At 74.0% G+C, this 19,686-nt stretch carries 18 protein-coding genes; 12 read left to right on the plus strand and 6 right to left on the minus strand.

Features of this window, described 5'->3' with window-relative positions; genetic code table 11:
* Positions 1-76 precede the first annotated feature (76 nt).
* From MFF61_RS23010 to MFF61_RS23060, 11 genes are all read left to right on the plus strand, one after another.
* Positions 77-1,366, plus strand: coding sequence for a PQQ-dependent sugar dehydrogenase (locus MFF61_RS23010; RefSeq protein WP_238239375.1), 1,290 nt, complete (start codon positions 77-79; stop codon positions 1,364-1,366).
* 142 nt (positions 1,367-1,508) lie between these two features.
* The gene (locus MFF61_RS23015; RefSeq protein WP_238239377.1) at positions 1,509-1,829 is read left to right on the plus strand and encodes a c-type cytochrome; all 321 of its coding nucleotides are present in this window, start codon (positions 1,509-1,511) and stop codon (positions 1,827-1,829) included.
* 112 nt (positions 1,830-1,941) lie between these two features.
* Positions 1,942-3,117, plus strand: coding sequence for a glycosyltransferase family protein (locus MFF61_RS23020; protein WP_238239379.1), 1,176 nt, complete (start codon positions 1,942-1,944; stop codon positions 3,115-3,117).
* 11 nt (positions 3,118-3,128) lie between these two features.
* Positions 3,129-4,370 carry a glycosyltransferase family 4 protein gene (locus MFF61_RS23025; RefSeq protein ID WP_238239382.1) on the plus strand — a complete coding sequence of 414 codons (1,242 nt, stop codon included), beginning with the start codon at positions 3,129-3,131 and terminating at the stop codon, positions 4,368-4,370.
* The gene (locus MFF61_RS23030; RefSeq protein ID WP_238239385.1) at positions 4,367-5,524 is read left to right on the plus strand and encodes a glycosyltransferase; all 1,158 of its coding nucleotides are present in this window, start codon (positions 4,367-4,369) and stop codon (positions 5,522-5,524) included. Before MFF61_RS23025 ends, MFF61_RS23030 begins: the two co-directional genes overlap by 4 nt.
* Entirely contained in the window at positions 5,521-7,473 is a 1,953-nt protein-coding gene (locus tag MFF61_RS23035; RefSeq protein ID WP_238239395.1) for a glycosyltransferase, read from the plus strand. The genes MFF61_RS23030 and MFF61_RS23035 overlap by 4 nt, the downstream gene beginning before the upstream one ends.
* 26 nt (positions 7,474-7,499) lie before the next feature.
* Positions 7,500-9,374, plus strand: coding sequence for an ABC transporter ATP-binding protein (locus MFF61_RS23040; RefSeq protein ID WP_238239397.1), 1,875 nt, complete (start codon positions 7,500-7,502; stop codon positions 9,372-9,374).
* Between the two features lies 1 nt (position 9,375).
* Complete coding sequence (locus tag MFF61_RS23045) at positions 9,376-10,263, plus strand: hypothetical protein (protein ID WP_238239401.1); 888 nt, start codon at positions 9,376-9,378, stop codon at positions 10,261-10,263.
* On the plus strand, positions 10,260-12,164 hold the full coding sequence (locus tag MFF61_RS23050) for an ABC transporter substrate-binding protein (RefSeq protein WP_238239403.1): 1,905 nt from the start codon (positions 10,260-10,262) through the stop codon (positions 12,162-12,164). Before MFF61_RS23045 ends, MFF61_RS23050 begins: the two co-directional genes overlap by 4 nt.
* A 36-nt stretch (positions 12,165-12,200) precedes the next feature.
* A complete protein-coding gene (locus tag MFF61_RS23055) occupies positions 12,201-13,226 on the plus strand; it encodes an ABC transporter permease (protein WP_238239406.1) in 1,026 nt (341 codons plus the stop codon).
* The gene (locus MFF61_RS23060) at positions 13,223-14,383 is read left to right on the plus strand and encodes an ABC transporter permease (protein WP_238239416.1); all 1,161 of its coding nucleotides are present in this window, start codon (positions 13,223-13,225) and stop codon (positions 14,381-14,383) included. The genes MFF61_RS23055 and MFF61_RS23060 overlap by 4 nt, the downstream gene beginning before the upstream one ends.
* A gap of 103 nt (positions 14,384-14,486) precedes the next feature.
* On the opposite strand, the gene MFF61_RS23065 is transcribed toward MFF61_RS23060, so the two are convergent.
* From MFF61_RS23065 to MFF61_RS23075, 3 genes are all read right to left on the minus strand, one after another.
* Positions 14,487-14,675 carry a hypothetical protein gene (locus MFF61_RS23065; RefSeq protein WP_238239418.1) on the minus strand — a complete coding sequence of 63 codons (189 nt, stop codon included), beginning with the start codon at positions 14,673-14,675 and terminating at the stop codon, positions 14,487-14,489.
* Positions 14,676-15,122: 447 nt separating this feature from the next.
* Positions 15,123-15,410 carry a hypothetical protein gene (locus MFF61_RS23070; RefSeq protein ID WP_238239420.1) on the minus strand — a complete coding sequence of 96 codons (288 nt, stop codon included), beginning with the start codon at positions 15,408-15,410 and terminating at the stop codon, positions 15,123-15,125.
* Between the two features lie 123 nt (positions 15,411-15,533).
* On the minus strand, positions 15,534-15,719 hold the full coding sequence (locus MFF61_RS23075; RefSeq protein ID WP_238239423.1) for a YegP family protein: 186 nt from the start codon (positions 15,717-15,719) through the stop codon (positions 15,534-15,536).
* Positions 15,720-15,749: 30 nt separating this feature from the next.
* On the opposite strand from MFF61_RS23075, the gene MFF61_RS23080 reads away from it, so the two are divergent.
* On the plus strand, positions 15,750-16,592 hold the full coding sequence (locus tag MFF61_RS23080) for an SIMPL domain-containing protein (RefSeq protein ID WP_238239692.1): 843 nt from the start codon (positions 15,750-15,752) through the stop codon (positions 16,590-16,592).
* Between the two features lie 269 nt (positions 16,593-16,861).
* On the opposite strand, the gene MFF61_RS23085 is transcribed toward MFF61_RS23080, so the two are convergent.
* From MFF61_RS23085 to MFF61_RS23095, 3 genes are all read right to left on the minus strand, one after another.
* On the minus strand, positions 16,862-18,343 hold the full coding sequence (locus MFF61_RS23085) for a DEAD/DEAH box helicase (RefSeq protein WP_238239424.1): 1,482 nt from the start codon (positions 18,341-18,343) through the stop codon (positions 16,862-16,864).
* 283 nt (positions 18,344-18,626) lie between these two features.
* A complete protein-coding gene (locus tag MFF61_RS23090) occupies positions 18,627-19,079 on the minus strand; it encodes a winged helix-turn-helix domain-containing protein (protein WP_238239425.1) in 453 nt (150 codons plus the stop codon).
* A gap of 120 nt (positions 19,080-19,199) precedes the next feature.
* Positions 19,200-19,637, minus strand: a complete 438-nt coding sequence (locus MFF61_RS23095) for a VOC family protein (RefSeq protein WP_238239426.1) — start codon at positions 19,635-19,637, stop codon at positions 19,200-19,202.
* Positions 19,638-19,686: the final 49 nt, after the last annotated feature.

Genomic DNA, 19,686 nt, shown 5'->3' on the forward strand with positions numbered 1-19,686 from the left:
GCCGCGCCCGGGCGTCATACATTGCGCGGCAATCAAGCGCGGCCGACAGATCGGCCGGCGATCACGGGAGGACCTGATGAGATCCGTACTGATCGCGGCGCTCGCCGCCAGCGTGTCCTGGATCAGCGTGTCCTGGATCGGCGTCGCGGCGGCGCAGGACGCGGCCGCGGGCGACACCAAGGCCAAGGTCGACAACCTGGAGAAGCTGCAGGGCTTCAAGCACACCGGTGCGGCCGAGCCGGCACCGATCCCGCAGACCGGCCGGCGCGCCGACGCGGTCAACCGGACGCTGCAGAAGATCAAGCTGCCCGACGGCTTCAAGATCGAGCTCTACGCGCTCGTGCCCGACGCCCGCGCGCTCGCGGTCGGCCCCAATGCCGGCGTGGTCTTCGTCGGCACCCGCAAGTCCAAGGTCTACACGGTCACCGACCGCGACAAGGACCGGGTTGCCGACGAGGTGAAGGTCTTCGCCCCCGGCATCGACTTCAAGATCCCGAACGGCGTCTGCTTCTCGCGCGACGGCGTGCTGACCATCGTGGAGCAGAACCGGGTGCTGGCGTTCCCGGCCGCCGAGTTCTTCTACGAAGGGCCGGACGTGGCCGCCGCCGTGGTGGTCAAGCAGGGCGAGCTGATCCCGGTCTCGGAGGAGAGCTACAACCACACCGCCCGCGTCTGCCGCATCGGGCCGGACGGCAAGCTCTACGTCTCGCTCGGCCAGCCCTACAACGTGCCGCCGAAGGAGAAGGCCGACCTCTACGCCAGGACCGGCATCGGCGGCATCATCCGGATGGACGCGGACGGCAAGAACCGCGAGGTGTTCGCCACCGGCATCCGCAACTCCGTCGGCATCGACTTTGCGCCCGACAAGACCCTGTGGTTCACCGACAACCAAGTGGACGGCATGGGCGACGACCAGCCGCCGGGCGAGCTGAACCAGGCGACGAAGCCCGGCCAGAACTTCGGCTTCCCGTGGTACGGCGGCGGCGCGGTGCGCACCGTCGAGTACAAGAACGACCCGATCCCGCAGGACGTGGTGCCGCCGAAGGCCGAGCTGCCCCCGCATGCCGCCGATCTCGGCCTGCTCGTCTACCGGGGCCGGATGTTCCCCGAGAAGTACCGGGCCGGGGTCTTCACCGCCGAGCACGGCTCGTGGAACCGCACCACCCCGATCGGCGCCCGGGTGATGTTCGTGCCGGTGAACAAGGACGGCAGCGCGGGCAAGCCCGAGCCCTTCGCGGAGGGCTGGCTCACCGAGGGCGGCGAGTATCTCGGCCGCCCGGTCGACCTCGCGACGCTGCCCGACGGCTCGATGCTCGTCTCGGACGACACGGTCGGGGCGATCTACCGGATCTCCTACGAGAAGTAGGCACCGGCTCACATCCCTCGTGCGGACCGAACGGTCGCGCATGCAACGCGGGCAGCCCTCTCCCCGAGAGGGCTGCCCCGCGCCGCTCCTCACGGGCCGTCCCGCCCGGCGCGAGGGCGGCGCGACAGCCTGAAGGCCCGCCATGCTCCTTCGCCCTGCCCTCCTCGCCGCCCTCCTCCTGGCCGGCACCGGCGCCGAGGCCGGCGACGCGGCCGCCGGGCGCAAGAAGGCCGTGGCCTGCCAAGCCTGCCACGGCCTCGACGGCGTCTCGAAGCTGCCCGACGCGCCGAACCTCTCGGGCCAGGTCGAGCCCTACCTCGTGAAGGCGCTCGGCGAGTTCCGCGACGGCACCCGCAGGAACGAGGTGATGTCGGTGGCCGCCAAGGACCTCACGGATTCCGACATCGCCGACCTCGCGGCCTACTACAGCTCGATCCAGATCGACGTCGTCCCGCCCTCCTGAGCGGGGCCGGGTAGCCCTCCGGGGGGCGGATGCGCTAGGAAGAGCGCGGCGCACCGCACCGGAAGGGTCGTCGCAGGATGCCGTTGTCCGAGAGCCGCCCCCGGTGAGGCCGATGCAGGCCCTCTCGCCGCAGCGGGTGCTGATCTACTCGCACGACACGTTCGGGCTCGGGCACCTGCGCCGGGCGCGCGCAATCGCGCACGCGCTCGTGGCCGATGCGCCGGGCCGGCGGGTGCTGATCCTGTCCGGCTCACCCGTGAGCCACGCCTTCCGGTTCGCGCCCGGGGTCGCCTGCCGCCGGCTGCCGGGCGTCATCAAGCTCGAGAGCGGCGCCTACCGCAGCCACGGGCCGGGCCACGACCTCGACGCCGTGGTGGCGACGCGCGCCGCCCTGATCCGCCACGTCGCCCGGCGCTTCGCCCCGGATCTCTTCCTCGTCGACAAGGAGCCGGCGGGCTTCCACGGCGAGGTGCTGCCGGTGCTGGCCCCCCTCAAGGCCCGCGGCTGCCGCCTCGTGCTCGGTCTGCGCGACGTGCTCGACGATCCGGCGCTGCTGGCCCCCGAATGGGAGCGCAAGGGCGCGCTCGAGGTGCTGCCCCTCTACGACGCGGCCTGGATCTACGGCTTGCGGGAGATCTACGCGCCGCTCGCCGGGCTCGCGCTGCCGGCGGGCGTGGCCGAGCGCCTGACCTACACGGGCTATCTCCGGCGCGAGGCGCCGCCGGAGACGGAGCCCGGGGGCGATGCCTTCCTGCTCGTCACCCCGGGCGGCGGCGGCGACGGGGTCGACCTCGTCGAGGCGGTGGTGCGGGCCTACGAAGCCCACCCCGTGCCCCACCCGGCGCTGGTGGTGTTCGGGCCGTTCTTCCCGGGCGAGGCACGAGCGGAGCTCAGCGCGCGCATCGCCCGCCATCCGCGCCTCTCGGCCCTCGATTTCGACGTGCGCCTGGAGCGGCTGATGCGCCGCGCCGCGGGCGTGGTGGCGATGGGCGGCTACAACACCTTCTGCGAGATCCTGTCCTTCGACCGCCCGGCCCTGATCCTGCCGCGGGTGCGCCCGCGCCGCGAGCAGCTGATCCGCGCCCAGGCGGCCGCGCGCCTCGGCCTCGTCGAGACCCTGGCGCCGGGCGAGGACGCGCCCGAGCGGATGGCGGCGGCGCTGTCCGCGCTGCCGGGGCGCCCGCGCCCCTCCGCCCAGCCGATCCCCGGCCTCCTGGACGGGCTGCCGGCGATCCGGCGCCTCACCCAGGCGTCCGGCAGCGGCCTGCCCTGCGTGGCGGCGGAGTAGAGCCCGCGCGCATGCCCGCCCGCATCGCCGTCCTGGTCAAGGGCTACCCGCGCCTGTCCGAGACCTTCATCGCCCAGGAACTCCTCGGCCTGGAGGAGCGCGGGCTCAGCCTCGCCCTGTGGTCCCTGCGCCGGCCGCACGACCGGGTGCTGCACCCGATGCACGGGCAGGTCCGCGCGCCGGTCGCCTACCTGCCCGAATACCTCTACCAGGCGCCGCTGCGGGTGCTGCGCGGCGCGCTCGCGGCGCTTGCCGCCCCCGGCCTGCGGCCGCTGCTCGCCCTCGTCTGGCGGGATCTGCGGCGCGACCCGACCCCGAACCGCGGCCGGCGGCTCGGCCAAGCGCTGGTGCTCGCCCGCGAGCTGCCCGCCGACATCGCCCACATCCACGTGCACTACCTGCACACCCCGGCCTCGGTGGCGCGCTACGCCGCGCTGCTCACGGGCCGATCGTGGAGCGCCTCGGCCCACGCCAAGGACATCTGGACGACGCCGGACTGGGAGCTCGCCGAGAAGCTCGACGACCCGCGCCTCGCCTTCGCGGTTACCTGCACGGCGGCGGGCGCGGCGCGCCTGCGGGCGCTGGCGGCGGACCCGGCGCGGATCTCGCTCGTCTATCACGGCCTCGACCTGCGGCGCTTTCCGCCGCCGCCCGCGGCGCGCCCGGCCCGGGACGGCAGCGACCCGGCCGACCCGGTGCGGTTCGTGACGGTGGGGCGCGCCGTGGCCAAGAAGGGCTTCGACGACCTCCTCGACGCGCTCGCCGGCCTGCCCCCCGGCCTGCACTGGCGGCTGGCGCATGTGGGCGGGGGCGAGGCGCTGGCCGGCCTGAAGGCCAAGGCCGCCGCGCTCGGCCTCGGCGGCCGGGTGATCTTCCTCGGCCCCAAGCCCCAGCCCGACGTGGTGGCGCTGCTGCGCGAGGCGGACCTGTTCGTGCTCCCGGCCAAGCGCGCCCCGTCGGGCGACCGCGACGGGCTGCCGAACGTCCTCATGGAGGCGGCCTCGCAGGGGCTGGCGGTGGTGGCCACCGACTTCGCGGGCATCCCGGAATTCCTGCGCGAGGGCGTCGAGGGGCGCCTCGTGCCTCCGGGCGACTGGGCGATGCTGTCGAACGCCCTCAACCTGCTCGCCCGCGACCCGGCCGAGCGGGCGCGCCTGGGCGCGGCGGCGCTGGCGCGGCTGCGCGAGGCCTTCGGGGCCGAGGCGGGGTTCGAGCGGATCGCGGCCCTGCTCTCGGGGGTCCGGGGTCGATGACCCCGGCGGGTCCGGGGCGGAGCCCCGGCGGGTTCGGGCGGAGCCCGACCGGCCTCCCGCGGGTCGCGTTCTACGCCCCCCTGAAGAGCCCCGACCATCCGGTCCCCTCGGGCGAGCGGACGATGGCCCGGCTGCTGCTGCGGGCGCTGGCGGCGGCGGGCCTCGCGCCGGAGACGGCGTGCTCCTTGCGCACCCGCGACCCGGACGGCGCGCGGCACGCGGCCCTGCGCGAGGCGGGCCGGGCGGAGGCGGCGCGGCTCACCGCCCTGTGGCGGGCCGATCCGCCCCGGCTGTGGTTCACCTACCACGTCTACTACAAGGCCCCGGACTGGACCGGCCCCCTCGTCGCGGCGGCGCTGGGCATCCCGTACGTGGTGGCGGAGGGCTCGCGGGCGGGCAAGCGCGCGCAGGGCCCGCACGCGCTGGGGCACGCGGGCGCCGAGGCGGCGCTCGACGCGGCCGCGCTCATCCTGGTGATGAATCGCCGCGACCGCCCGGCGCTGGAGGCGGCGCGCCCGCAGGCCCAGATCCTCGCCGACCTGCCGCCCTTCCTCGACCCGGCGGACTGGCCGCCGGCGCCGCCCCGCGACCGGCCGGCCGGGCCCCTGCGGCTCCTCACCGTGGCGATGATGCGGCCGGGCGACAAGCTCGCCTCCTACCGGCTCCTGGCGGACGCCCTCAGGCGGCTCGGCCCTCTCGCCTGGAGCCTCGACGTCGCGGGCGACGGGCCGGCGGCGGCGGCGGTCGCGGCGGCGCTCGCGCCGTTCGGCGCGCGGGTGCGCCGCCACGGCGCCCTCGGGGCGGCGGCGCTCGCGGGCCTCTACGCGCAGGCCGACCTCCTGGTCTGGCCGGCGGTCAACGAGGCCTACGGCATGGCGCTGCTGGAGGCGCAGGCGCAGGGCTGCCCGGTGGTGGCCGGCGGCTACGGCGGCGTGCCGGACGTGGTGCGGGACGGGCTCACCGGCCGCGTCACCGCGCCGGGCGATGCGGATGCGCTGGCCGGCGCGATCCGGGAGCTGGCCGCCGATCCCGCCGCGCGCGCCGCGATGGCGGCGGCGGCGCTGGTCTTCGCGCGCGAGGAGCGCAGCCTCGCGCGCGCCGCCGCGCATCTGCGCGACACCCTGCGCGATACCCTGGGAGCCTGCCTCGCGTGAGCCGGATCCTGATCGCCGTCACGCACCTGCTCGGCGCCGGCCACCTCACCCGGGCGGCGGCGCTGGCGCGCGCCTTCGCGGGGGCGGGCCACGCGGTGACGCTGGTCTCCGGCGGCATGCCGGCGGCGCTCGCCCTGCCGGCGGGGGTGCGGTTCGTGCAGCTGCCGCCGGTGCGCATCACCGGCACCGCCTTCACGGCGCTCCTCGACCCGGAGGGCGAGCCGGTGACGCCCGCCCGGCTCGCGGCCCGCCGGGCGGCGCTGCTCGACGCCTTCGTGGACAGCCGCCCCGAGGCGGTGATCACCGAACTCCACCCGTTCGGCCGCCGGGTGCTGGCGGCGGAGTTCGACGCGCTGGTGGAGGCGGCCGGCGCCGCGGTGCCCCGCCCCCGCCTCCTCGCCTCGGTGCGCGACGTGCTGGCGCGGCCGGGCAAGCCGGAGCGCATCGCCGCCGCCCACGCGCGGCTGTCCGCCTACGACGCCGTGCTGGTGCACGGCGACGCGGATCTGCTGCCGCTCGACCGCTCCTGGCCGGTCGATGCGGCCATCGCGCCGCTCCTGCACTACACCGGCTACGTCGACGAGGCGCCGGGTGCGCCCGCCCCCGCCCCGGGTCCCCGCCGCGGCGTCGTGGTCTCGGGCGGGTCGAGCGCCGCCGGCCTGCCGCTGCAGGAGGCCGCGCTCGGGGCCGCCCGGCTGCGGCCGGAGGAGTCCTGGCGCGTGCTGGTCGGCCGGGGGGTGCCGGAGGCCGCCTTCGCGGCGCTGCGGGCCTCTGCCCCGCCGAACGCCGCCGTCGAGCGGGCGCGGCCGGACTTCCGGGCGCTGCTCGCGGGCGCGGCGGTCTCGGTCAGCCAGGCCGGCTACAACACCGTGCTCGATCTCCTGCGCAGCGGCTGCCCGGCCGTGCTGGTGCCCTTCGAGGCGGGCCGCGAGACCGAGCAGCGCCTGCGCGCCGACACGCTGGCGGCGCGCGGCCTCGCGCGCGTGCTGCCGGAGGCGGAGCTGTCGGCCGGGCGCCTCGCGGAGGCGGTGGCGGCGGCCCTCGCCCCGGCCGCCGGGTCCCGCGGCGGCCTCCCGCCGATCGCCCTCGACGGCGGGCCGCGCAGCGTGGCGATCGTGGAGGGCCTGCTCGCGCGGGCGCCCGCCGTCTCGCGCCCGGCGCTCCCGGCCGCCGACTGGGCCCTCCTCGCGGCCGCGCTGGACCGCCGCGCCCAGCGGCACGGCGCCGTCGCGGTCTGGTGGCGCGACGACGACGCGACCGCCCACACCCCCGCCCTCGACCGGCTCCTCGCGCTGCGGCGGGAGACCGGCTGGCCGCTGGCGCTGGCGGCGATCCCGGCCGGGGCCGAGCCCTCGCTCGCCGCGCGGCTCGCGGGCGAGGCCGAGATCGACCTCCTCGTGCACGGCCTCGCGCACGCGAACCACGCGCCGCCCGGCGAGAAGAAGGCGGAACTCGCCCACCGGCCCGCCGCCGCCCTGGAGAGGGAGGCCGCGCAGGGCCTCGCGCTCGCCCGCGCGCGCCTCGGGGGCCTGCTCGGGGTCCTGCCCGTGCTGGTGCCGCCCTGGAACCGGATCGCGCCGGACCTCGCCGCCGCGCTGCCGCGGCTGGGCTTTCGCGGCCTCTCGACCTTCGGCCCGCGCGGGTCCGCGATCCCGGGCCTCGTGCAGCTCAACACCCATCTCGACCCGGTGGCGTGGCGCACGGGCCGGGGGCTCGCCGAACCGCGCGCGCTCCTCGCCCGGGCGGCCGACACGGTGGGGCGGGGCGAGGCGCCCCTCGGCCTTCTCACCCACCACCTCGTGCAGGACGCGCGCACCTGGGCCTTCTGCGCGGCGCTGCTGGAGCGCCTGCGGGCGCACCCGGCGGTGCGCGTCGCCCGCGCCGACGGATTGTTTGCGCCCGAGGCATCGCCCGTGTCACAAACCGGCGCTAGGGTTCCCCCAGCGTAGCGCCTGCAGGGACGAATCGGACCAGAATGACGGCTCCGCTCCTGTCGATCCGCGATCTCACGGTCGACTTCTCGGCCGATACCGGGGACTTCCGGGCGGTGGACGGATTGTCCCTCGACGTGCCGGCCGGCCGCACGGTGGCGCTCGTGGGCGAGTCGGGCTCGGGCAAATCCGTCACCGCACAGGCCATCCTGCGCATCCTGCCGAAGGCGGCCCGGATCGGCGGCGGGCGCATCCTGTTCACGGATCCGCGCCGCGGCCGCAGCGTCGACATCGCGCGGCTCGCCGCGGAATCGTCGGAGATGCGCGCCCTGCGCGGCGGGCGCATCGCGATGATCTTCCAGGAGCCGATGACCTCGCTCTCGCCGCTGCACACGGTGGGCGATCAGGTGACCGAGGCGCTGCTCCTCCACGCCGCCGTCTCGCGCGAGGAGGCGCGGCGGCAGGCGGTGGCGGTGTTCGAGCGGGTCGGCTTCCCGGACCCGAAGCGGGCGCTCGTCACCTACCCGTTCGAACTCTCGGGGGGGCTGCGCCAGCGCGCGATGATCGCGATGGCGCTCATCACCAAGCCCGACCTCCTCGTCGCCGACGAGCCGACCACGGCGCTCGACGTCACCACGCAGGCCCAGATCCTCGACCTGCTGCGCGACCTCCAGGCCGAGACCGGCATGGCGATGCTCCTCATCACCCACGACCTCGGGGTGGTCGCCAACGTGGCCGATTCGGTGGCGGTGCTCTACCGCGGCCGGCTGATGGAGGCGGGCTCGCGCGAGGACGTCTTCCGCCGCCCCGGCCACCCCTACCTCAAGGCCCTGATGCGGGCGGTGCCGCGCTTCCACATGCAGGAGGGCGAGCGCCTCACCCCCATCCGCGAGGTCAGGAGCGCGGTGCTCGCGCGCAAGGCCGGCGAGCCGCACCGGCCCGACCCGCCGGGGCCGCTCCTGGCGGTCCGCGACATCGCCAAGTCCTACACCCTGCGGGCGGGCTGGTTCAGCGGCACGGTCCGGCGCATCGACGCGGTCAAGGGCGTCAGCCTGGAACTGTGGCCGAACCGCACGCTCGGCCTCGTGGGGGAATCGGGCTGCGGCAAGACCACCCTGTCGAAGATCGTGATGCGGGCGATCCGGCCCGATGCCGGCAGCGTCACCTTCGACGACGGCGGCGGGGCGGGGCCGCGCGACGTCTTCGCCCTCAAGGACCGCGAGCTGAAGGATTTCCGGCGCGCGGTGCAGTTCGTGTTCCAGGACCCGTTCTCGTCCCTCAACCCGCGCATGACGGTCTACGAGATCCTGACCGAGCCCCTGCGCATCCACGGCGTCGGCACGCCGGACGAGCGCTACGAGCGGGCCAAGGAACTCCTCGACATGGTCGGGCTCGACACCCGTTCCCTGCGCCGCTACCCGCACGCCTTCTCGGGCGGCCAGCGCCAGCGCCTCGGCATCGCCCGGGCGCTCGCCCTCAAGCCGCGGGTGCTGCTGTGCGACGAGCCGGTCTCGGCGCTGGACGTCTCGGTGCAGGCGCAGGTGCTCAACCTGCTCAAGGACCTGCAGGCAAGCCTCGGCATCTCTTACCTGTTCGTCTCCCACAACCTCGCGGTGGTGGACTACATCGCCGACACGATCGCGGTGATGTGCCGGGGCCGGATCGTCGAGGAGGCCCCGAAGGCGGCCCTGTTCCGCAACCCGGCCCATCCCTACACCCGGGCGCTGCTCGCCGCCGTCCCGGAGCCCGACCTCGACCACCCCCTCGACCTCAAGCTCCTGATGAGCGACCGCTTCTCCGACCCCGCCTCCTGGCCCGAGCCGTTCCGGCTCGTCGGCGCCGAGACCGGCACCATGCAGGAGATCTCCCCCGGCCATTGCGTGCGCGTCTCCGGCTCCAGCCTGCGGCAGGCGGCCTGACATGCCGGTCGGCGCGCTGCCCCGCCCCCACTGGCTGCTGGAGCGCCTGCGCCGCCGCCTGCTCGGGCCGCTCTTCGACCGGCTCGGCTACGACCTCGTCCCGGCCGTCCCCGACTGGACCCACCGCCCGCTCTCGGCCCGCGAGACCGAGGCCCTGATCGCGGCGGCGGCCGCGTGCCTCGACCACGACCTGTCCGCCTGCGGCCTGACGCTGCCCGAGGGCGCACCCGCCGCCGTCGCGGCGTTCTGGGACCTGATCGGCGGCGCCCCCGTGGCGCAGCGCCGTGGCGGCAACGGCTTCAACGGCGCGCTGCAGCTCTACGTGCTGATGCGGGCGCTCAGGCCCGCCCTGGTGATCGAATCGGGGGTGTTTCGGGGCCTCACCACCTGGATCACCCGGCAGGCCTGCCCGGAGGCCGAGATCCTCTGCTTCGACCCGGACCTCTCGGGCCTGCGCTACCGCGACCCCCGGGCGCGCTACCACGCCCGCGACTGGTCGGCCTGCGACCTCGGCGGCCTGCCGCTGGAGCGCGCGGTCGGGTTCTTCGACGACCATATCAGCCAGGCGCGCCGGGTGCTGGAGGCGCGCGCGCGGGGCCTCGACCGGCTGATCTTCGACGACGACGCGGCGGCCCACCGGCTCCACGCCCATGGCGGTCCCGCCTTCCCCACCATCGCCATGCTGATGGATGCCGCGCACGGCCCGGAGCCGGTGCGCTGGACCCGCAACGGGCGCGAGTTCGTCTACCGGCCCGACGGCCCGGAGGCCCGTGCGGCCCGCGCCCTGATCGCCCGCGCGCATCCCTTCGACGACCTGCACGCGGCGACCGGCTACTCGCCGGCCCGCATCACCTACGTGACCCTGCGGGATCCGGGAGAGGCGACATGAGAGGGACCCCGTTCTCCCGGTGGAGGGTTCGCCCGCTGGCGCTCGCCCTCCTGCTGGCGGCCCCCGCCCTCGCCCGGGCGGCCGAGGACCCCGCCCCCCGCCTGCCGGCCGAGCCCCTGGTCGTCGACCTCGCGGCGGACGGGCGGCAGATCGGCAAGCCGGGCGGCGAGATCGTCACCCTCGTCGCCAAGCCGCGGGACATCCGCTACATCTCGACCTACGCCTATACCCGCCTCGTCGGCTACGACGCGCACCTCGCCCTCAAGCCCGACCTGCTGCTGCGGGTCGAGAACGAGGACGACCGGGTCTACACCTTCACGCTCCGGGCCGGGCACCGCTGGTCCGACGGGCAGCCCTTCACGGCGGAGGATTTCCGCTACTGGTGGGAAGACGTCGCCCTCAACAAGGAGCTGAGCCCCTCCGGCCCGCCCGAATTCATGATGGCCGCCGGCCAGCTGCCGCGCTTCGAGGTGCTGGATCCCCGGCGCGTGCGCTTCACCTGGGAGCGGCCGAACCCGCGCTTCCTGCCCGAACTCGCCTCCCCGCGCGACCCCTTCATCTACCGGCCGGCGCATTACCTGAAGCGCTTCCACGCCCGCCACGCCCCGAAGCCGGAACTCGACGCCGCCGTGAAGGCGCAGAAGGTCAAGGGCTGGGCGGCCCTGCACAACCGGCTCGACGCGATGTTCGAGCAGACGAATCCCGACCTGCCGACCCTGCAGCCCTGGCGCGTCACCAACACGGCGCCCGCGGCGCGCTTCGTCTTCGTGCGCAATCCCCACTACCACCGGGTCGACGCGCAGGGGCAGCAGCTTCCCTACGTCGACCGGGTGCTGATGGACATCGCGGCGGCGGGCCTCTTCGCCGCCAAGGCCAATGCGGGCGAGGCCGACCTGCTGTTCCGCGGCCTGACCATGGAGGACATCCCGATCCTGCGCGAGGGCGAGCGGGCCAAGGGCTACCGCACCCGCCTGTGGCCGACCGCGCGGGGCTCGGAGATCGCGCTCTACCCCAACCTCACCGCCGCGGATCCGGTCTGGCGGGCGCTGAACCGCGATCCGCGCTACCGCCGGGCGCTCTCGCTCGCCATCGACCGGCGCACCCTCAACAACGCGCTGCTGTTCGGGCTCGGCACCGAGGGCAACGACACGGTGGTGGAGAGCAGCCCCCTGTTCCGGCCCGAGTACCGGACGCTCAACGCGGCCTACGACCCCGACGAGGCCTCCCGCCTCCTCGACGCGGTGGGGCTGACCAAGCGCAACGGCGCCGGCATCCGGCTCTTGCCGGACGGGCGCGAGCTGGAGATCGTGGTCGAGACCGACGGCGAGAGCAACCTCCTCACCGACGGCCTGACCCTGATCGCCGAGTTCTGGCGCGAGGTCGGCGTCAAGCTGTTCGTCAAGCCGCAGGACCGCACGGTGCTGCGCAACCGGGCCTATGCGGGGCTCACCGTGATGGTGGCGGCCCAGGGGCTCGACCTCGCGATGCCGACCGCCGAGATGCCGCCGGACGAACTCGCCCCGGTCCACCAGGACACCTACGCGTGGCCCAAATGGGGCCAGTACGCCGAGACGAAGGGCAAGGAGGGCGAGCCCTGCGACATCCCCGAGGCGCGCGCCCTCATCGATCTCAACGCGCAGTGGATGGCCACGGCGGATGCGGGCGAGCAGGCGCGGATCTGGGGCGAGATGCTGAGGAACCGCGCCGAGAACCAGTGGGTGATCGGCACCGTGGCGGGCGCGCTGCAGCCGATCGTCGGCAAGGCCGGGCTCACGAACCTGCCCGACAAGGCGATCTATTCCTGGAAGCCCACCGCGATGATCGGGATCTACCGGATGGACGAGTTCTTCTGGACGCCCGAGCGCAAGCGGGAGGCGGCCACCAGGGAGCCGCTCCGGTGACGAAGGACAGGCTCCCGTGATGGAGGACAGGCTCCGGTGATCCGCTACCTCGCGCGGCGCACGCTCACCATGGCGGTGACGCTCCTCGTCATCTCGGCCTTGATCTTCTTCATCATCAAGCTGCCGCCCGGCGACTTCCTGACCAACCAGATCGCCGAACTGCGCTCGCAGGGCGAGGCGGCCTCCGTCGCCAAGGCGCAGTTCCTGATGCAGCAATACGGACTCGACCGCCCGGTCTGGGAGCAGTACCTGCGCTGGATCGGCCTGTGGCCGAACCCGGACGGCGCCTTCAACGGCCTCCTCCAGGGCAATTGGGGCTGGTCCTTCGAGTACGACCGGCCGGTGCGCGAGGTGGTGGGCGACGCCCTCTGGCTCACCCTCGTGGTCAACCTCGCGGTGGTGATCTTCGTCCACGTGGTGTCGATCCCGATCGCGATCTACTCGGCCACGCGCCAGTACTCGCTCGGCGACTACATCGCGACCTTCATCGGCTATATCGGGCTTGCCACCCCCTCGTTCCTGCTGGCGCTGGTGATGCTGTTCTACGCCAACCGCTGGTTCGAGGTCTCGATCGGCGGGCTCTACGACAGCGCCTATGCGGGCCAGCCCTGGTCCTGGGACAAGGTGAAGTCGCTGCTCGCCCACCTCGTCGTGCCGACCCTGGTGATCGGGCTCGGGGGCACCGCCGCCATGATCCGGCGCATGCGCGCGAACCTCCTCGACGAACTGGCCAAGCAATACGTCGTCACCGCCCGGGCCAAGGGGCTGCCGCCGACCCGGGCGCTGCTGAAATATCCGTTCCGGATGTCGCTGAACCCCTTCATCGCCGACATCGGCAACCTGCTGCCGCACCTCGTCTCGGGCTCGGTGCTGGTCTCGCTGGTGCTGAGCCTGCCCACCGTCGGGCCGATCCTGCTCGCGGCGCTGAAGAGCCAGGACCAGTTCCTGGCGGGCTTCATCCTGATGTTCGTGGCGCTGCTCACGGTGGTCGGCATGCTGGTCTCGGACCTGCTGCTGGCCTGGCTCGACCCGCGCATCCGGCTCGGAGGCTCCGCCCGATGAGCGTCGAGATGCGCCCGGGCCATTTCGTCGATCCCGCCCCCTTCGATCCCGGCCGCGCCGAGCCGATGGGGGCGGAGAGCGAGGCCTTCGACCGCGCCTCCTCCTGGCGGCTGACGTGGTGGAAGTTCCGCAAGCACAAGGTGGCGGTGGCGGCCGGGCTGATCCTGCTCGTCTTCTACGGCCTGATCCCCTTCGTGGAGGTGCTGGCCCCCTACAATCCGGCCAAGCGCCACGGGGACTTCCTGTACGCGCCGCCGCAAGCCGTGCGCCTGTTCCACGAGGGGCGGTTCGTCGGGCCCTACACCCACCCCTACTCGTTCACCTTCAACCTCGAGACCTTCCACCGCGAGTACACGGTGGACCGCACCAGGGTGCAGCCCCTGCGCTTCCTCTGCCGGGGCGAGGCCTACGAGTTCTGGGGCCTGTGGCGGGCGGATGTCCACCTCGTCTGCCCGCCGGAGGGCGGCACGCTGTTTCTCGCGGGCACCGACCGGCTCGGGCGCGACCTCTTCTCCCGCATCGTCGCGGGGGCGCGGATCTCGCTCACGGTCGGGCTCGTCGGCATCGCGGTGTCCTTCGCGCTCGGGCTCTTCTTCGGCGGGCTCGCGGGCTATCTCGGCGGCTGGGTCGACCACGTGGTGCAGCGGATGATCGAGATCCTGCGCTCGCTGCCGGAACTGCCGCTCTGGCTCGCCCTCTCGGCGGCGCTGCCGCCGAACTGGAGCCCGGTTCTGGTGTTCTTCGGCATCACGCTGATCCTCGGGCTGCTCGACTGGCCGGGGCTCGCGCGCGCGGTGCGCTCGAAGCTCCTGGCGCTGCGCGAGGAGGATTACGTGCGCGCCGCCGAGCTGATGGGCGCCTCGAAGGCGCGGATCATCGGGCGCCACCTGATCCCGAACTTCATGAGCCACCTGATCGCCTCGGCGACCCTGTCGATCCCCTCGATGATCCTCGGCGAGACGGCGCTGTCGTTCCTCGGCCTGGGCCTGCGCCCGCCGGTGACGAGCTGGGGCGTGCTGCTCAACGAGGCCCAGAACCTCGCGGCGGTGCAGCTCCATCCCTGGCTGCTCGCCCCGATCCTGCCGGTGGTGGTCGTGGTCCTGGCCTTCAACTTCCTCGGCGACGGCCTGCGCGACGCGGCCGACCCGTACCACTGACCGCGTCGGCCGGCCCCGCGAGATCCTCCCGCGGCGCCGGACGGCCTGCGGCCTTCATCGGTGTGGCCGCCGACACGGCGGCGACCACGGCGGTGACGCAGGCTCAGAGGCGGGCCTGGGCGGCGTCGAGGGACGCCAGTTCGGTGCGCGCCTGGGAGATCAGGCGGGCGTGATGGAGCTGGAGGGCGCGGCTGCTGGCCCCGCGGCCGGTGCGGATCTCGGCGAGCGACCGCTCGTAGTCCTGAAGCTGGGCTTCGACGCGGCGGCGGCGTTCGGCGATGCGATGCGGCATTCCGGTTTCCCCTTGTGATGCCAACGGCCCCGGGCGGTTGAGCCTCGGGGTGTTGAAGAATTCGATTTTTCAGCGTCAAATCAACGATTTGGTGGAAAAATCGAAAGCCGGGCCGGGAGACGGTGGACGTGGCTCCCGACATGAATCAGCCGAGCCGCCGGAACGGCTCAGCTTGGCCCAGCATGGTCATCTATGGGGCGGGAATGCGGCGGGCCGCCCGATGGCGGCCATGAATGGGGCGGGCGAAGGGCCGAGGATCCTTCCCCCGGCCCCTTCCCCCGCCGCGCACTCGTGCCTGCGGTCACAGGACATGACCGCCGGCGTGGTTCTCGATTCTTCGCCAAATCTCTGATTTGACGTCGAACAATCGAGATGTCGCAACGGCCCCGTCGGTCCCGGGCTTGCACGGGATCGAGATCGATGCCTCGGCATCCGGGGCCGTTGGCATCAGAAGCGGTAGTAGCCGGGCCGGTAGGGCCGGCCGTAGAAGCCGTGGTGGTGGCGGCGGAACCCGTAGGCGCGGCCGTAGGGCGGTCCGAAACGGCGGTAGCCGTAGGGACGGTAGCCGTAGGGGCGATGCCCGAAATGGCGGTGACGATGGTAGCCGTACTGCGCCCAGGCGGTGGGCGCCTGCGCCTCGCTGGCCCCGGGGGCCGGAGCGGCGGTCGCGGTCTGCGGCGCCAGGGCGGCCCCGCCCAGCATCAGGCCGGCGGCCAGGATCACGGTCTTCAGCACGTGGAGGAACTCCCTGAGAGGCGGCTCCGGATGGAGCGCGGACGCCGGTAACGCGCCGGGAGGGCAAACCGTTGCGTGCCGGGCGCCCGGCCGGCACCGCCATCCGCAAGCCCGATCGCGGCCTCAGGCGATCCGCAGCGTCATGTCGACGATGGGCGCCTGCCCGGCTCCCTTCACGAGCGCGATGCCGTGCTCGCAATCCTCGCGCTGCAGGTAGCCCTCCGCCGAATCGGCGATCACCTCGCCGTTCGCGGCCCGCAGCCGCCAGCGCCAATGGCCGCCGGCATCGCGAAACAATTCGAAGCGCATCGCGGCCTCCCGGTCGTCGCCTCCGGAGAGATGGGGCGGCGGGGCGGCAGGGCAACGCGAGGAGGTTTCGTCCCCGGCGGACATGACCCAGCGTCATCGAAATGCCGCGCTGGCGGCGCACGAGACGGAGCAGACGGGCGGCCCGACTCACCCTGCCCCCCGGCGGAGCCGAATCCCGATGCGCGCCTGCTGTCTTGCTCTGCTGATCGTCGCGGCGGGACCCGCCTCGGCGCAGGATATCAGCCCGACATTCCTCGCCACGGCAACGGGCGCCATGTCCAGAAGCCCGATGTCGCGCAGATCGAAGTCGGCGTCACGACGAAGGGACGAACCCTCGACGGAGCCGCGGAAACGCATCGGGAGCGGGCGGCCCGAGCCCACGCGATTCTGCAGGCGCTCGCAGCCGATCGTGTCGTCGTCGAGAAGAGCACCTACAGGCTCACGGAGGATCAGCATCCGTATCGGACGCCCGACAATCCGCCCCCCCAGCGCGCCGAGATGCCCTTCACCGCGCAGACCAGCCTGACCCTGAGGGCCGCGTCGATCGAGGCCGTCAACCCGGCGGTCAACCGGCTCGCAGGGAGCGGGCTGTTCGAGATCCGGAAGGTCAGGTTCTCGGTGGAGGCGGATCGTCGGGCGCTGAACGAGGCGCGCCGTGCGGCGGTGCTCGATGCCCGCGAGCAGGCCCGGATCTACGCCGAAGCGGCCGATCTGACGCTGGTCGAGATCACCGAGATCACGGACGGGGATGCCCTGCCGCCGGACGGCTTCGCCGACATGCCGTTCTCCTTGCGCTTCGTCGAGATCATCCCGCCCGCATCCGCGGACTTCACGGCGAGCGTCACGATCCGCCGGCGCATCACCTCGCGCTGAACCCAGGGCCGCCCTCGATCGCGCCGCGACGGCCCTGAGGCGATGCGATGACGGAGACGAGAGCCTGCGACCCCGCCGCGGACCTCGACTCCGACGAGGCCGTCGCCGGGATCACAGAGACCGATATCCTCTGTTCGTCACGCACCGACGGCCCGAGCCGCCGAGGCAGCGGGCCGTCGGTGCGCTTTTGAGTGCCTGCCCGCCGGATCGAGCCTCCGGCGGGCGACCGGCGATCCGGTCGGGCGGCCTCGACGAGGCCTGCCGGGTCCTTACCGCGGCGCGCGGTCGAGCCAGCCGATGGCGCGGCCGTCCTGGCCGCCGGGCGCCGGCGCCCGGTCCCGGCGCTGACCCTGGCCCTGCGGCCGGCCATGGCCCTCGGCCCGGTGCGGCGCCGGACGTCCGTCCTGACGGCCGGGACGCGCCTCCTGCGGGCGCCCGTCCTGGCGCGGCCGTCCCGGGCCGGCCTGCCGGCCCTCGTGCGGGCGGCCGCCATGCCCGTGCGGGCGCTGGCCCTGGGGCCGGGCGCCGGGCCGCTGGCCGCGCGGGCCGGGCTGGCGCCGGTCGCGCTCGGCCTCGGCCTCGGCCAGGGCGGCCTCCTGGCGGCTCGGCGCCACGAAGCCCGCGGGCATCGCCATCTCGGGCACCTTCTGGCGGGTCAGGCGCTCGATGTCGCGCAGGTAGGCGCGCTCCTCGTCGTTGCAGAACGAGATCGCCAGCCCGTCCGCGCCCGCGCGCGCCGTGCGGCCGATGCGGTGGACATAGGCCTCCGGCACGTTCGGCAGGTCGAAGTTCACCACGTGGCTGACGCCCTCGACGTCGATGCCGCGGGCCGCGATGTCGGTGGCCACGAGCACCCGGCAGGTGCCGGCCCGGAAGGCGGCGAGCGCGCGCTCGCGCTGGGGCTGGGACTTGTTGCCGTGGATCGCCGCCGAGCCGATGCCGGCCTTCTCCAGGCCGCGCACGACGCGGTCGGCGCCGTGCTTGGTGCGGGTGAAGACCAGCACCCGGTCGATCGCGTCGTCGCGCAGGATGGTGCCGAGCAGCGCCTGCTTGGAGCCCGTGGGCACGTGGACGACGCGCTGTTCCACGCGCTCGGCCGTGGTGGCGACGGGCGTCACCGCCACCTGCACGGGATCGCGCAGGTACTGGGCGGCGAGGCCCGCGATGTTCTTCGGCATGGTGGCCGAGAAGAACAGGCTCTGGCGCGCCTTCGGCAGCAGGGTGACGATGCGCTTCAGCGCATGGATGAAGCCGAGGTCGAGCATCTGGTCGGCCTCGTCGAGGACGAGGTACTCGACCGCCTGGAGCGTCAGCGCGCGGCGGTCGATCAGGTCGAGGAGCCGGCCCGGCGTGGCGACGAGCACGTCGACGCCGTTGGCGAGCGCCCGCTCCTGGCGGCCGATGGTGACGCCGCCGAACACCACGGTGGTCGAGAGCTTCAGGAACTTGCCGTAATCGCGAAAGCTGTCGGCGATCTGGCTGGCGAGTTCGCGGGTGGGCGAGAGCACGAGGACGCGGCAGCCGCCGCGCGGGGCGCGCCGGGGCGTGGCCTCGCTGACGAGCCGGTGCAGGATCGGCAGCGCGAAGGCGGCGGTCTTGCCGGTGCCGGTCTGGGCGATGCCGCAGAGGTCGCGGCCTTCCATCGCGGGCGGGATCGCCTGCGCCTGGATCGGGGTGGGCGTGACGTAGCCGGTCTCGGCGAGCGCCTTCAGGATCGGCGCCGCGAGGCCGAAATCAACGAATTGGGTCAAGGTCGAACTTTCAGGAGGCAGCGGGATCGCCGGGACGGGTGCGGGGCACCGCGGATCGCGATCCGGGATTTGGGAGGACAGCCCGCGTGATGGGGCCGCCCCGGAGGGTCAAGCGATCGATCGAGGGGAGCCGGGCCTGCCGCCGGAGGGCGGCCAATCCGTCACGCAGCCCCCTCAGGCGGGCCGTACGGCCGCTGACGCTGCACAACCGATATGGCGTTGTGCGGGTGCGAAGTCAATGCGGGGGCGGGCCAAAGGATGCGCCGCGCGCCGCCGCGCCCGCTCACGGGGTCCGGGCGGTGCCGTCGAGGGCGTAGACCCCGTCGCCGAGGCGGCGCAGGGCGGTGCGCCCTTGCGCGCGCTTCCACAGGCGGGTGTTGAGGGCGGCGACCGGATCGTGGCCGGGCAGGGTCAGGCCCCGGGCGGCCATCGCCTCCCAGATCTCGGCCGCATGCATCGGCCGGCCGGCGGCGGCCAGGACCTCGAAGGCGGTCTCGATCACCCGGCGCCCGTCCGGGCGGCCGGCGGCCTCGGGCGAAGAGGCGGAGACAGGGGCAGAGGCAGAGGCAGCCGGCGGCACGGCCGCCGGGGCGGGCGAGGCCGCGGGCGCCGCCGGACGCAGGCGGCGGCCCAGATCGAGGTAGAGTTCGTGCTCGGCGATGGCGCGGTCGAGGGCGGCGCGCTGCCGCCGCAGCTCCTCCAGCCGCGCCTCCGCCTCCGCCTCGGACAGGAACATGGCCGCCCTCTCGGAATATTCCACACGGCACGGCTTCCGCCGCGCGCGGTCAAGGAATATTGCCGCCCGCCCCCGCGCTCCGCAAGCCGGGGCCCCGCGCGATCCCCGTCGTTGTGCGCCTCAGCCCGGCAGGGTCATGTGCCCGTCCACGTCGAGCGGCGCCATCGGGTTGAAGGCCAGTTCCCAGAGGTGGCCGTCGGGGTCGGCGAGAGTGCCGGAATAGCCGCCCCAGACGGCCCGCTGCGGCGGCTTCACCGCACGGGCCCCCCGCGCCACCGCGAAGGCGAAGGCGGCATCGACCTCCGCCTCGCTGGCGAGGTTGTGGGCGAGCGTCACGCCCGCGAAGGCCGGCGGGGCTGCGCCCTCCTCCGCGAGGCCCGCATCGGCGGCGAGCGCGGCGCGCCCGAACAGCGCCAGGACGACCCCCTTGAGCCCGATGAAGGTGATCTCCGGGGTGGAGGCGGGCGAGCGCGCCCAGCCGAGCCCCTCGTAGAAGGCGGTGGCGCGCGCCACGTCGGCGACGCCGAGCGTGATCAGCGAGATGCGGCGGTCGAACATGCCGGAGGTCCTGCGGAATGATTCCGCCTCCCTTCCACGGGGGCGCCCC

Origin of the sequence: Methylobacterium isbiliense, assembly GCF_022179325.1 — a bacterium.
GTDB classification, from domain to species: domain Bacteria; phylum Pseudomonadota; class Alphaproteobacteria; order Rhizobiales; family Beijerinckiaceae; genus Methylobacterium; species Methylobacterium isbiliense.

Bases quoted from the DNA above. Each gene is read 5' to 3' on its own strand.
- MFF61_RS23015 (WP_238239377.1), top strand. From the start codon at position 1,509: ATGCTCCTTCGCCCTGCCCTCCTCGCCGCCCTCCTCCTGGCCGGCACC.
- MFF61_RS23040 (WP_238239397.1), top strand. From the start codon at position 7,500: ATGACGGCTCCGCTCCTGTCGATCCGCGATCTCACGGTCGACTTCTCG.
- MFF61_RS23045 (WP_238239401.1), top strand. From the start codon at position 9,376: ATGCCGGTCGGCGCGCTGCCCCGCCCCCACTGGCTGCTGGAGCGCCTG.
- MFF61_RS23080 (WP_238239692.1), top strand. From the start codon at position 15,750: ATGGGGCGGCGGGGCGGCAGGGCAACGCGAGGAGGTTTCGTCCCCGGC.
- MFF61_RS23075 (WP_238239423.1), bottom strand. From the start codon at position 15,719: ATGCGCTTCGAATTGTTTCGCGATGCCGGCGGCCATTGGCGCTGGCGG.
- MFF61_RS23025 (WP_238239382.1), top strand. From the start codon at position 3,129: ATGCCCGCCCGCATCGCCGTCCTGGTCAAGGGCTACCCGCGCCTGTCC.
- MFF61_RS23010 (WP_238239375.1), top strand. From the start codon at position 77: ATGAGATCCGTACTGATCGCGGCGCTCGCCGCCAGCGTGTCCTGGATC.
- MFF61_RS23020 (WP_238239379.1), top strand. From the start codon at position 1,942: ATGCAGGCCCTCTCGCCGCAGCGGGTGCTGATCTACTCGCACGACACG.
- MFF61_RS23065 (WP_238239418.1), bottom strand. From the start codon at position 14,675: ATGCCGCATCGCATCGCCGAACGCCGCCGCCGCGTCGAAGCCCAGCTT.
- MFF61_RS23095 (WP_238239426.1), bottom strand. From the start codon at position 19,637: ATGTTCGACCGCCGCATCTCGCTGATCACGCTCGGCGTCGCCGACGTG.
- MFF61_RS23060 (WP_238239416.1), top strand. From the start codon at position 13,223: ATGAGCGTCGAGATGCGCCCGGGCCATTTCGTCGATCCCGCCCCCTTC.
- MFF61_RS23030 (WP_238239385.1), top strand. From the start codon at position 4,367: ATGACCCCGGCGGGTCCGGGGCGGAGCCCCGGCGGGTTCGGGCGGAGC.
- MFF61_RS23090 (WP_238239425.1), bottom strand. From the start codon at position 19,079: ATGTTCCTGTCCGAGGCGGAGGCGGAGGCGCGGCTGGAGGAGCTGCGG.
- MFF61_RS23050 (WP_238239403.1), top strand. From the start codon at position 10,260: ATGAGAGGGACCCCGTTCTCCCGGTGGAGGGTTCGCCCGCTGGCGCTC.